The 13,621-nt window shown below is 35.6% G+C and carries 10 protein-coding genes and 2 pseudogenes; all 12 read right to left on the bottom strand.

What is annotated here, in order from left to right; translation table 11 throughout:
* Nucleotides 1-39: 39 nt before the first annotated feature.
* The 12 genes and pseudogenes from EJF25_RS26815 to EJF25_RS05660 all read right to left on the bottom strand — a co-directional run bounded on the left by EJF25_RS26815 (nucleotide 40) and on the right by EJF25_RS05660 (nucleotide 13,585).
* On the bottom strand, nucleotides 40-186 hold the full coding sequence (locus EJF25_RS26815) for a hypothetical protein (protein ID WP_502697242.1): 147 nt from the start codon (nucleotides 184-186) through the stop codon (nucleotides 40-42).
* Nucleotides 181-348: pseudogene (locus EJF25_RS05610) on the bottom strand (AAA family ATPase); the annotation flags it as partial. The gene EJF25_RS26815 and the pseudogene EJF25_RS05610, both read right to left, overlap by 6 nt.
* Before the next feature lie 190 nt (nucleotides 349-538).
* Nucleotides 539-802, bottom strand: a complete 264-nt coding sequence (locus EJF25_RS05615) for a hypothetical protein (protein WP_125040418.1) — start codon at nucleotides 800-802, stop codon at nucleotides 539-541.
* A gap of 20 nt (nucleotides 803-822) precedes the next feature.
* Complete coding sequence (locus tag EJF25_RS05620; RefSeq protein ID WP_125040419.1) at nucleotides 823-1,812, bottom strand: DUF4906 domain-containing protein; 990 nt, start codon at nucleotides 1,810-1,812, stop codon at nucleotides 823-825.
* Between the two features lie 28 nt (nucleotides 1,813-1,840).
* Entirely contained in the window at nucleotides 1,841-2,860 is a 1,020-nt protein-coding gene (locus EJF25_RS05625) for a BF2992 family fimbrillin-A clan protein (protein ID WP_125040420.1), read from the bottom strand.
* A 26-nt stretch (nucleotides 2,861-2,886) separates the two neighbouring features.
* On the bottom strand, nucleotides 2,887-5,097 hold the full coding sequence (locus EJF25_RS05630; RefSeq protein ID WP_125040421.1) for a hypothetical protein: 2,211 nt from the start codon (nucleotides 5,095-5,097) through the stop codon (nucleotides 2,887-2,889).
* A gap of 26 nt (nucleotides 5,098-5,123) precedes the next feature.
* Complete coding sequence (locus tag EJF25_RS05635) at nucleotides 5,124-6,092, bottom strand: fimbrillin family protein (RefSeq protein ID WP_125040422.1); 969 nt, start codon at nucleotides 6,090-6,092, stop codon at nucleotides 5,124-5,126.
* A gap of 14 nt (nucleotides 6,093-6,106) precedes the next feature.
* The gene (locus EJF25_RS05640; RefSeq protein ID WP_125040423.1) at nucleotides 6,107-7,447 is read right to left on the bottom strand and encodes an Mfa1 family fimbria major subunit; all 1,341 of its coding nucleotides are present in this window, start codon (nucleotides 7,445-7,447) and stop codon (nucleotides 6,107-6,109) included.
* A gap of 12 nt (nucleotides 7,448-7,459) precedes the next feature.
* Nucleotides 7,460-8,569 (bottom strand): FimB/Mfa2 family fimbrial subunit, encoded by a 1,110-nt coding sequence (locus EJF25_RS05645; protein WP_125040424.1) that lies wholly within the window; start codon nucleotides 8,567-8,569, stop codon nucleotides 7,460-7,462.
* A gap of 119 nt (nucleotides 8,570-8,688) precedes the next feature.
* Entirely contained in the window at nucleotides 8,689-9,957 is a 1,269-nt protein-coding gene (locus EJF25_RS05650; RefSeq protein WP_125040425.1) for an Mfa1 family fimbria major subunit, read from the bottom strand.
* A gap of 1,344 nt (nucleotides 9,958-11,301) precedes the next feature.
* Nucleotides 11,302-11,925: pseudogene (locus EJF25_RS05655) on the bottom strand (PD-(D/E)XK nuclease family transposase).
* A gap of 211 nt (nucleotides 11,926-12,136) precedes the next feature.
* Nucleotides 12,137-13,585 carry a DUF3868 domain-containing protein gene (locus tag EJF25_RS05660; RefSeq protein ID WP_125040426.1) on the bottom strand — a complete coding sequence of 483 codons (1,449 nt, stop codon included), beginning with the start codon at nucleotides 13,583-13,585 and terminating at the stop codon, nucleotides 12,137-12,139.
* Between the last annotated feature and the right edge of the window lie 36 nt (nucleotides 13,586-13,621).

Raw genomic sequence — 13,621 nt, forward strand, 5'->3', positions numbered from 1 at the left:
AACAAACAAACGAAAAGTAAGAAAGTTATCGCGCGTAAGTTATATGATCACGTTTTTCAGCCATTTTCCGAAGAAACAATCGTAGACGATGTAACCATCCGAAGTATTGTAGAAGATCTCTTTGTTTAATAATATTTTTAAAGCAACGTTGATGCTGCTAAGCGTTTTTTTCTGATTATCTTTCATACGGTGGAATACGTTCTTGATTAGTCCTGTTTTCTCCATACGGCGGGGAGCTATCAAAATCAGATTGCGTTCGTTGTAGAGTACTGAGATTATTTTCTCAGTTTCCTTTTTCTGATCACAGAAATATTCTGGACTGTTATAGCCATATTTTATGTTACACATTTTATGTAATATAAAGAACGTGATAAAATTCCATATATGCAAAAAAATCCCCACCCACTCAGGACTACCTTCGCAGGCGGTATCTGAGTGGAATGAGGAACACAAACAAAACAAACAATTTTGTATAAATCTAATATATTATGGGGAAGTGATCCGTACGCTTACGGAAGTAACACACCATTAAAGATTTTTAATTGCTGCCTGGGCAATTAAGCACAAGCAATGAATCTTCACACAGCGTAATGGAACATTTTTCCAGAATGCTGAGGTCGATTTCTACTTTCATTCTTCCGCAGACATCTTGCACTTTGTGTTTGAAGTCTACAAAACCTTTCACAAATTTTTCGATCCGGTTGGCTGAGTGCTCGTAAGCGTACCAATGTCCGTTCTCCTCAAACAGATAGGCTTGCCGTGTATCTGTTGATTCTAGCTGTAGGATGTCATTCGGTTTCATAATATTTTAGTATTTAGTAATTAGTCTTTTAAGTTGATATTGAACGTATAATTGTTGTTGCGATAAAGGGAATAATTACGGTTAGGGGTTCCTGGAGCATCACACCCTAATACTACAGTATAAGACTTCGCTTTCCCCCACCTATATTGATAATTTGGTCGGTACGAGGAGCCAGCATTATATCGTTCTCTTTTCTGAGCTGTTATTATTATTTTCGTTTGGTTCTTTTCGTTAGGTGATATATTTTCTCCTATTTGATAATAGAAAACTAATTCCCTTATTGTTTTATTGTTAATTTGATTGTTGCTGCTAAACGTTTCAGAGATGTCACTGCCACTGCTAAAGTTCCCATCGGTTGAATTGTGAGGAAAAAAATAACTTTGTCTTGGAGTATTGATTATTTCTATTTTATTAATTTTATAAGGAGAAGATTCGTTTGCTCCTGTTGCTGTAATCACAAACTTCAGAGCTGCTGCTATACGTCCCATCATAATATTTATATTTTGACCAGCTGTAATAATACCTTCATAATAGCCAAACATGTACATTTTTCTTTCAGCAATCAAACCGCTATTGCCAAATTTCAAATCTACGCAAGTTTCCTTTAAATCAGCTAATCTTTCAGGCCATGGTGTCGGATAATTTCCTTTCAGGTTTGCAACTAAGCAAAGAGTTTCTGGATTCGTGTTTTGCTCTATTGTCAAAGTAGGACTCCATGTATATTTAAGAGCTGGTTGGTCTTCTCCAAAATCTTTTAGTTGTGTATCTCCTTTGATAAGCTGTCCTTCACTATTATAATGTAATAAACAAAGGTTATACATCGGGTTATCAGTTAGCGGATCTTGTGGAGTAGTAGAACGAGTATTTACATCTATCTCTACATTTTGTATATTTAAGTGTACTACTTCTTGCTGAGTACTTTTCTCTTCATTCAACCATTCGTTGTCCTGTGTACAAGCAGTTAACAATAGGCAACTCATCAGGAATATGTAATATCTATATATTTTCATAATTACTTATTTTAATTTGTTTGATTTGTTATCTTGTAACAGTTGTTCCCCCACCGACATCTGTAGACCATGACGTTTCTTGCCAATTTGCTACTGTAATATTATCTTTGATTTTTACATTTACTGTATAGTCATAAGAATATCCGGCATAGAGAATTTTATTCACGATAGAATATGTAAACTGGGTTGGTACTCCATTTACCATTAGATTTAAAATAACAGTCATTGGAGTCGGACGATTATCTATCGGAAGTAGACATATTTCTCCTCTTAAACTTTTATCTTCCTGTGTAGTAATGTCCTGTTCCTTAATGTAGATTCGATTATAATTGGAAGTAATTATTGCTGCAATAGAATCACCTACATTATTTAATGTTATCGATCCTTCTCTGATTCTATCTATTTCAATGCCATCTTGCATCACGGATAAAGATGATACTCCATTTTCCACATCCCCTTTTAACGTGAAAGTCATACGTGCGGTAAGTTGCATAAGAGGATTTAATGGAATAACTTTACTGGCATCTCCAGCTTTAATCTCAATTCTGGTAGGTGCTGTTTGGCTCCAATGCTTATTGTTGGCAATCACTGATTCGCCATTGCTTATCTTTATTTCACCGTTATATTTGTGTGCCGGAGATATGGCACTAAATGTATAGGTTCCGCTAGGTAGATAAAGAGGATCTTTGCTTACCTTTATGATTTCGCCTGTCGTATTATCTATTTCACAAGGATATAGTGACTGCGATCCTCCGTCTGGTGTACGTACTACATAATCTTTAGTAGTAGGTGGCTCATTATCTTTTTGGGCAATTAATCTAAGGGTTGTTCCTTCCGGTAAATTGATAATATTATCTTTTAAATAGGGATGATCAATGGCACGTACACTTGACCAGTTACCTGGGACAGTAGCATATATACCGGATAACTCGGGAATAATTGCAATTTGCCCATTCCCTGTTGTTTCCAGTACTTCGTCTTGTTCGCATGCTGTAAAAGATACACCTGCCAAGATGAGAAAAAATAATATTTTATATACTAGTTTCATAATCTGAATTTTTGTTGTTTGTTTTTTTAGTTAGCTTTTGTATCACGAACACATCGGATTAGAGCTCCATTGTGACGGAATTCACTGTCACTTATAAAGATTGAATTACTACCTGAATCTCCCGCAAATTTGGCTCGCATTGTATAACTCGGATATGTACTCTTATTCGGATTTTCGTCTATGTAGTTTGTAGCACTACTCGTCCAATACACAACTTCCGATCCACTGTAAATGATACCTGCCCCATTTTCTGTTGAGTTAATATATCCACTTAAAGGCATTTTTAAAATGTCTACTGGATTATTCCAGTTTTTTTCAAAGACATTTATATCTGTTAATTCATCCGTTTGGGTAGCTCGATAACGGGAGATAACTAAAACATTTCTATATTTGTCACCATCACCAGGATTGTCTATTTGTTTAGTACCAGCCTGTTCAATATGCCATCTTAAATAATAGGCATCAGAAGCTCCTTTTTTCTTGAGTGCATATACTGTTCCTGTTTTTCCTACTGTTCCATTATTGTATCCTTTCTTTACTCCAATGTATTGTGTGTCATGACTATCTATTTCATTTTCAATTGTTTTGGAATAAGTATTACCTTTATGTATGTAGCCAGAATTATTCTGTAGCATGAACGAGATATCCCCACATTCTTCATTTCCCGGAAGGATTAAAAGATATTCGTCTTTAGTAGGGATACGCCATCCTTTGGGACAAGGTTGTTCACGTGTAGAAGTCCACGTCTTTATGGAGGTGCTATGACCAGTATCCCAATCTCCCCACCAACTCCATGAAGAGTTATAATAGAAGTAAAAATTGAATTTCTTATCGTTGTCTGTAGGATTGATTGCTACCTTATTCTTATCATATGTACTTCCATCAGTCCAAGTCTCATTTGGGATGTAGTTTGTAGCTAATGCTTTATCAGTCATATGACCGGGTATAAATGGCAAAGGTCTAACATTTTCATTCGACTTGTCTTTTCCATACGAATAAATCGATTCAATCCCCTGTTTATCTTTATATGTTTTAATATAATAAGGAATATTTCTTCCATATTGGTAATAGTACCCGCGACTATTTTCCCAAGCCTGTTCACTTGCTAACGGGTCTCCGCTAGTTGCCCCTAAATTCCTATCCATCCAAGTGATACCACCGACTGTCATTGAACCATTAACTTCATCCTCCTCTTTCAATTCTTCTTCCGGTATCCAATCATAAAGTCTTGGAACGATGGTTACTACCAGTGAACTCTTTGTGATAGTGATAACCATATCATACTCGTGGTTACTTTCAAATGCAAATGGGACTTCTTTAGTTGTAGTACTACCGGCACCTTCTGCCATTATAGATGTTATCTTGATTGTTTTTATAGTTTCTTTACCTCCAATAGTTGTTGTTACAGTTACTTTAGTAGAATGATTCTCGATGTCACTGGTTGTTAAATTCTCTTTTTCTTTTCTTATGGGAAATATTGTTGGAGTTACAGCTACCTTTTCATTCTTCACTGTTTCAGCTTCCGTAGTAACTATTTGTGTTCCACCTGTATAAACGGTACATGAATAATCTCTTTTGTCGGTATTCGATAAATCATATTTACCTGTCTGCATATTTAAAGAACCACTTCCGTAATCTGTTAGTGAGATACTATTTAGAATAACATTGGTATTTTGGTATTCTGAGTTCTTCATTACATACAAATTTAACTTAGAAAGAGTATGTCCGAATAAAAGTTTGATAACACCGGAATTTTTGTAGCTTTGATTTTCTTTTTTTGCCCACATTACGTTTTTCAATGGGGTCAAATTGTTTTTATATTCTATATGACATGTTGGTACAGATTTTCCGTTTGGAATAATCTCTACCTCTTCGCTAGTACTGTTTGTTACCGCATAAAAATTCAGTGTTCTGCCATTGAATTTGTTAAATGTAATATCATCAATATATTCATGACTATCAGATTCCTTTCCTGTCACAGGACCAGAACTGGCAGGATTTTTTAAGTAATTGTGTTCAAAATCGTTGTTGTCAGCGTTAATCGCATAAAGCTGATAAGTAGTTCCTTTTGAAAAAGTCTGCTCAGTACTCGCTGCACGAGTAAATGCCCCTTTATCAGAAGATAACAGGAAAGTACCATTACTACTGAGCTCTTGGTCGGTTGCATCGTCAGTACATGAAGTGATTGCAAGTATCACTATTACTGACATTATACTGTATATTAGGCTCTTTTTCATCTTTCTATCATTTTGATTGTTTGCTTTTACGGTTTTACTGGAACATAAATTAACCCTCCCTGTTCCCAGTTGTCCATTTGTCTGGCAATAAGCGTAAAAGAGTTTTGCTGGAATCGGATGCATACTTCGTATGCTTCGCCCGGTTGGGCATTTAGGACTTCAGTATTATTATCTTTTTCGTACAATTGAATTGGCTTTAAATCTTCGTTAATTTCTCTCTCAACAGTACTACTATTGGTTAGGAGAATTTCTGCTGTCAGGTGTAACAATTCTAATTTACCAGTATTAGTGGTAGGTAACATTAAGTAAGCTATACCTAGATCATCAGTATTCGTTCCAACAATAATATCTTCATGTCTAAAAATTAAATCTGTTGTTGCTTGTCTATTCTCGTTTATTTTATATTTTTTCTGATTTGCATCCCAATTCCATTCTATTGGTAAATATTCATTTGGAATAGTAAGTTTAATATTTCTTACGTCACGGCTTCCTACCATTGTTTGGTCTCGTTGAACTTTGAAATATATCTTGGTTAAGGTATGTTCAAAATTTATAGTTTCTTTGAATGGTGAGTTGCGGTTTCCTTTGATCGCTTTTTCGGCAGTACATACATCGGTGATACCTGACTTTTCTTCAGATAACGTTAATGTCTGAAAACCGTTACTATCTTGCATATTTGCAGGAGAGAATCCTGTAGCATAAATTGTTGTGTTATCATTGGGATAAAGCTCTCCGGTATTGTATTTACTATCACTGTATTTATTTAAATCATCTATTTGAGTATTAAATAAATCATTTAGTGTTTTTTTCCAGAGTACTAAAGTACCGGAAGTAACTGATGAAACATCATTAAAAGAACTACGTGTAAAACGAACTTCAATCTGTCGCTCCTCGTTGGAGATGATTGACTCATCATCCAATATACTGTTACAACTACTTAAAATAGTTGTTGTAATGAACAGTAGGTTGAATATGATATATTTTATTTGTTTCATTTTTCTTTTCTCCTTTAATTATTGTTTCCTATTTCAACATCAATAGTAGTTTTTCCTTTGATAGTCCAAGAACGTATTATGGTATTCACTTCTATTGTCTTCTCTAATAACGGAGCAGTGAATGACGTTATGTTGATGATGTAATAATTATTACGTACTATATTGGCTCTATCACTGAAAACCGGTGAATTTACAAATGCTTCGTAATATTGCCATCCGCCTGCATGAGTGGTAAAATCTTCGTTATCAACAATCATATTATAGGTGCTCTTTAGATAATCAATTCCATTCTGTATACTACTGTAGCACATATATTTTGCATTATCCGGAGCTTTTTTGCAAGTATAGAAAGTTCCATCTGTTAGTTTGTTATTTGCATTAGCCTCTGATAAGTTTTGGCTTCCATCAATATTTTTGGGAGTGAATTTGGCTGCTATTTTCAAATAAGTGGCTATCTCTTTGGCATGCGTCAAATCTTCTTGGTTTACGCTGAATGTATTTTCCAGGCAATAGAGACCTTCTGTATATTTATTTGCACCTTCTTGCACTCTGTTTGCATCATATTTTACAGCAGTTTCTTCATTCTTTGGTTTATTGGTTGCGGAAAAGAAATCGCTAGCATCTGTTTTACTCATATTGAAGTTTGGATCTTCATTACTTGGTTTTGTAAAAGGGAAGAACTTTTTATTGGTTGTGTCCAAGACATAATGAACATTATCCAAACGTATATAACCATTATCTTGTATCAACTTTACATATTTGTCATTATTTTCTTTAGTTGAACAAGTCAGTAATACTTTAGACACGACACGTGTCAGAGTGGCTTTAACTTTCGTTGTTTTCTCTGCCTCGATATTTATTGTTTTATTGCCATCTTCAGTTACAGCTTGCCCCGTCATTAGGAAATTGTTATCTGCAGTGATATCTGTAATATTACTTATTGTTAGTGCAGGATTATGATCTGTTGCTTCTTTTATCTTAGCGATCTGGGCATCAGACATATTCACTGCAACAAATATCTTTTTTTGACCCTTGCTTGTCTCTATATTGAAAATCAAACTCTTGTTTTGTAAGTTATCTCCTCTGACAGAATAATCCTGAATACCACTTCCATCAGCATTCATTATAAACAATGTGAGGTTACGACATTCATTCTCGACATCTTTTCCTGTGAGTGTCGTTTCTTCGGCACGTGTACCTGTTTGGGGAGTACTAACAGATAATATTAGCTGAGCCTCTATTTGGGGCTGTTTCACATCTTGCTCTTCCATCTGCTCATCCTGTGAGCATCCGGATAAGCTGACAGCTGATACCAGCGCAAATAAAAGATAATATGTTAGTTTTAAAAGTCTCATTGTTCTTTTTATTTAGAGTTCGAAATCATTAATGTTTATTACCCAATCGTTAATCTGAATGACTGTATTGATTAATGTCAGGTTCTCATCCACAAAGAAAACCATGCCATAAGAGTCTTGGCGGTCCAAATATTCCTGAAGTGGCATATCTATGAAGTTCTGTTCTTTCAGTAATCCGAGGTAACGGATGAGGGCTCCATTAGGTAATAGTTCCGTTTGATTCTCTTTGTTGTATATCTTTAGTTTTGGATTTTGAGTTTCTACCAGTCTTGCTACACTGATTTCAGCTACTGCTGCCGGATAAGTATTGGCTGCTTCGTTTTTGTCACTGAATGCTCTGGTTGTCACTCTATCTGTTTCTGTAACAAACGGCTGATAAGTGAGCAGGTTATCCTCCATCAGGGAGTTGTCATAATTCATTTTTCCATTGTCATCGTAGATAGCGTATGTGAACATATCATCTTTGATAGCTCTTGCTGCCGGAATTTCTTTTTCTGGGTGTTGGTTTACTTGTGCTACAACGACACGTATATTGTTTGTGTTCTTCATTAATCCGATTGTTGTAACTTCTTCGCGAATACTATTTCCTGAGGCTGGTGTGGTATAAAGTACACTTTTCCCTTTGATGGCTTCACCATGCCATAATGGAGAAAGGTTTTTCTTTACAATATATTGGTCTTCTTCACCTTCTGCGGCGCGTGTGGCTGGATCGCGGAGTGTCAAAACGGTGAGGTCTGTTATTTCTGATTGTTTAGTCATCACAGGAACAGCGAACGATTCGTTATCAAGTCCTGCCCATGTGACAAGGTGGTATTTTTGCGGATCGATGTCTACGTCCATAGCGTAGCTTCCGTCTGCCAAGGGTTCACCCTGGTCTGTCTTTTGGTAAACGAAGTTACCATCGTCATCAAAAGCATAAAGCGTGACTGACTTCACATTTTGTGCGAAAGCGTCTACTTTCTCCATATTGTAGTCATACTTGAACTTTACTCGGTATTTGATGTCACAATCGCCGTCCTCAAAATCGAGGACAGAATCACAAGATGCGATTGCACCAGCCAATACGATGAGTAGCACCAGTTTGCTTACTTTTTTCTGTATGTTAGTGAATATCCGTTTCATGCCTTTAGGTTTTTTCTATTGAAATTCTTGTATTGCTTTGTTTGGCAATTTTTTTAAATTAAAGAGGGGAGGGAAGTCCCTTCCCCTCCTTTTATAAGTTTGTTTGTGTGGGATGCGATTTAGAGATCAAATGCGTTAATGTTCACTGTCCAAGGTGTAATATCTACTGTTAAGTCAAGTAATGTAAACTTCTCGTCTGTTTTTGGAAGATTTGTTCCGATCTCTTTAATAGAACTTACAGAAAGATTATAGATGTTATTACGTACAATCTCCGCTTTGTTTGATGCGTTGGTCTTTATTTGACCTACATAGTAGCATTCTCCATTTACATATTTCTTTAATCCGAATTTCTCAAGGCATTCTTTAATAGTGCTTGTCTCAGTCAAACCATTATAATTATAACCTCCTTCTTTCAAGTCATTTATACTTGTAAATAGTTTGTTGTCAGCAGTGATATAAACAGCTCCGTCTATTGTTACAACTTGGTTTTTTGCATCTTTTATGCTGATCAATCCTTTATAGATAATATTCGTTGTTGTTTGAAGATTTGTTCCGATTTTATTTTCCATGCAATAGTTGGTAACTCCACTTGCATCGGTCGTTGCTTGGTATGCAAAGTCTGATGTTGAATCAAATGCTTTAAAGAGATTAATCTCTGATACAATACCACCATTCATGATTGAAGTATTTTGTGCTAAACCTGCGTATGAGAAATCTGTTATATTTACGCTGATTTTATATCCTCTAGGATTATCATACTTGTTTGCAACAGGATAGGCTGTTGTTTTATTTGTTTTTTCTACTAATTTAGCAGCTACACGACTAACTGGTACTGTTACTCCTTTAGTTTCTCCCTTTGTGAATTTTTCTACAATAGCTGTACCACTAGTATTACTCATTAAAAACTTATTTGCTGTTGCGATGTTGTTTTTTGTTAATGCGTCTATACCGTCAGCGAAAGCAACACTTGCTATTAAAGTGTTATACTGATCTGTTGCTGTTTCTTGTAGACTTCTCTTTAAAGCATCTGATGCATTTAAGAATACAAATATCTTTGCATCTCCAGATTCTACACCTATCTTTTCTTTTAACCATAACTTATTGTCAGTAGTTGAAAATTCATCTTTTACAAACGTATGTACACTTTTGCCACTCGCTTGTTCTATTACAACAGTAGCATCAGTAAAATTGTCTTCGACAGAAGGTATTCCTACTTCTCTAACTCCTGAAGATGCAGTATTTGCAAATGCAATTCCAAATTGAAAACTAGCATCTTCTGTTCCAACGACGCCGTTATCACCATTATTGATAATCTCGTTATTTTCATTGCTACAAGATGCCATTGCAAATGCAGCGATACCTGCTAAAAATAAATTTCTAAGTTTCATAATTGATATTTTTAAATGATAATTATTTGATTCTTTAGTTTATCTGTAATTCTTTTGTTTTTTCTTTTTTGGAGAGAATCATTATTAAGAACCGGAATTGATAATAATGTGAGAGCTTGTTTCATTTGCGGGTTCAAGTTCCGGAGAGGAACTTCGGAAGTCCTTATGTATAATTAAGGAAGAGAGTTGCTTCCGTGAAGTGGTTGTTTTTTCCTTTTCGATAGGCAATGTTTGTTTATTTGTTTTTTACTACTTATTATTTTATAATTGTTTTGTTCTCAATCGTTTCGAGGAATTTGTATGTCCCTTATCTACATTGCAAAGATATGGGGGATTTGTAGTTTTGAAGATTGGCATTTTTTTCAATTTTCAGGGTGGTTTCTGCAAACTTTTGATTTTACTATTTGGGATGGGTACTTTGTTCGTTTATTGAATAAAATAGCGTATATTATGAATGAATTACCCTCTTTGCTTATGATTTAACATAGGTATTTCTTCTTTGCTTTTTATCATTTGTTTTTGTTGAATCAGATGAATTTTTGATCTTCTTGTGAGAGTAAGAGGCTCATATGCTTCTTGAATGATTTACAGATGTTTCTCTTTGGGGTTAATTTCTACAGAAATTCATGAGTCTCTTTGTATGAGCTATAAAGCACACTTATCATATCAGCTCATATATAATGGTGAAATTCACTGACTTTATGAATAATTCATTTGTTATTAATAAATATTCTCCATCTCATTAATAACAAACTTTTTGTTCTTTAATACTTAACTTCTTTTCTTTTAATAGAGAAATCATTCTTTATTATAAGCTATCTATAAATGGAAGTTGCGTTTACATAAACAGAAGTTGCATTTATATAAACGCAATCTTTATTTGTATAAACGCAACTTCCATTTATAGATTGTAATTAATAAGAAGCAACTTTACTATTAAAGAAAGTAAAGTTGGTAATAGGGGGAGAAGCACTAATCTATTAATACTTATGCTCATGACTTATAGTATAGCCGGAAATGGATATGGAAAACCTAACTCAGTAATAAACGGAAGATGGGAAGAGGATATTAAATTTGCAACGGTGGCTGCATAAGTGTTAATGGGAAGTTTAACGAGTGACAATAAATAACTACTTTATTTTCTCTAAGAACAAAAGACACGATGAAATAAGCCTTATAATTTCCTTATTTCTTCTATAGATATTCCTGTTGTTTTAGCTATGAAGTCGTCAGATATTTCGGTAGACTTTAAAGTACGGACAATTATTAGACATTCTTCTTCTCGTCCTTCTTCACAACCCACTTTAAGTCCTTCCTAGTGGCCTTCTTCTTTTACTGCATCCATTACGAATAGATATGCGTACGATACACATTCACGCTATTTTGATAACGTTCGTGCTCCTCTTTGCTTAAAGAAGCTACATCGGCAGTTTCTTCTAATTTCTTGAAGACTGCCTTGTGTGCCTTGAAAGGTATCCGTTTCAGTGTCTCCATATTTTTTAATGTATAAATCCAATGTTCAAAATCATTATCACATTCATGCTCTTCTTTGCGGAAAAGTGGTAGCACGATGACTATTTTTCGCATCCTGTCGCTAAACAGTTCGCTTGTCTCACGGTCAGCAAGTATCACGTTCGTGCGTAATTTAACATTGTCGTTGATCAAAAAGTTCATAAAGAACACTCCGTATACTGCCTTTAAATTAAACTTCCATTTTGTTCCGGCTTGGCTTTGCCTTGTTGTGCTATTGTATTGGACAGATAGAATAAAGCACGTTTTTTTTATGTAACTGTGATTTCTTCTGCATTTTTACAATAATCTTTTCACCTGTATCAGTAGTATTGTAATAGATGTCGTAGATATAATTCCGCATCCCTCATCATATTGCGGTAATTGCTTGTTGTTCAGAAAAGTAAGGTCTGTTATTACTCGCTCTCCTTTTAATAAATCATTTAAAAAGTCTATCAATAAGTCTTTTGATATCTCTTGGCCGAATATTTTTTTTATCCATAATCGGTAAACGGATTAATAAACCTTCCCATTTCTTACCTTCGTTGGAGTTGTTTGTGATACAGAGATGGTATAAATAAGCGCACTACCTGCGAAGGTCGTGCGCTTATTTATACCCATCTTTGGGTTATATGAGGTTGGAGAACTAAATAATATTGTATTTAACTTTTTATTTTGTGGGATAACTTTGTTTCTTTGACAGTTCTTTTAAGTTGGCATTGGCTTGTTCTGTGAGTCCTGCTGTTTTTGCTGCATTAAAATATTTTTCTGCGGTTTCCAGATCTTCTTCCATCATTGCAACGATACCTAAATTATTAAGTGTCTCAGCTGCTTTTGGATTAGCCTTTGCCAAATATTTTTTGGCAACAGTCAGATCTCCACCTTTCTGAATCTCTACTGCAGCAGCATTCAGGTTAGCAGTAGGATCGTTCGGGAACATTAGGGCAGCCACCTGAAAAGCATGATTGAATTCTTCGCTTCCTGTCTTGTAGCTTTGGGCAATGAGATAAAGCTCTTTCAGGCTTAATTGCTGTGGATGTTTGTCGATAATCTCCTTTGATTCTTCCAAGTCGAAACCGCGTACAGTGTAGCTTACTACATAATCTGAATGACGTAATGCCGGATAGCATTCTTGCAGGAGATATTGATAAGCTTGCGGGCCGACTAGTTTTGATATACTGTGTTCCTTTATATCTGCGTCCATATTTGCATCATCCATCAAGCGTATTATCTCATCTTTCTTATCCATTGTAGAGACAACGACAAATTTGCGGAAACCTTCCCAATCTTCCGGAGTTGAATCTGAAGTGATGAGTTTGTGATCAAAGTTGTAATAACTGGTCACATAATCCACAAGTGCCTGAGTACGATTCTTTGCTAAGTACGTGTTATGTGCATAACTTCCCTCAGGAGACGCATATCCATGAATACTGATACCAGTAAGTTTAATATTATTGTCATTACGTACTGTATCGATGGTGGCGCGCACTTTGGCGAGTTCATCCGCATTCCGGCGATATTCCGGATAGATGATGAATTTATTAACCGGAAAATCCAGAAAGGCTCTTCCTTCCACTGCGCGATGTTTCACTGCTTCTTCTTGAGGAGTGATATATGCTACTGCCGGTTGAAGTTTCAAAGGGGCGATGTTTAATTGGGCGATTTTCTCGCCACTATTTTGTTCTATTATGTCGCAACAACCACATACATCTACATTCAACTTCATATTTGCCTGACGCATCCATCCTTCATATGGAATCTGTATCAGATAGTTCAAGGTCTGTTCCGTTTTGTCTTTACGGCGAACAATCGTGTAAGCCGATTCAGGAGTCTGATGGTTTCGTTGGTTGATGAGTTGGCGTTTACGGCCATAGATAACTATGGAAGGCAGTTCTTTTGTGTGTCCGTTGGCTTCGAGAAACGGAATCAGGGTGGTGGCATTGTTGGAACTCATTTTAAGATTCGGTTGCAGAACGATGTCCATGCTTATTGTCAGGCGGTTGTCGTCACTACGTGTAGCCGATTCTTTTTCTATGCGTATCTGATCTTTATAGATTGTCTGCGCTTTTCCACCTAATACAGGCAGCAGACAGAAAAGGATATATAGAATCTTTTTCATATTTGTTTTGTTTTTAGAATAAATAGATTACCTTAA

This window comes from Bacteroides faecalis (assembly GCF_003865075.1).
In the GTDB taxonomy this organism is placed as follows: Bacteria; Bacteroidota; Bacteroidia; order Bacteroidales; family Bacteroidaceae; genus Bacteroides; species Bacteroides faecalis.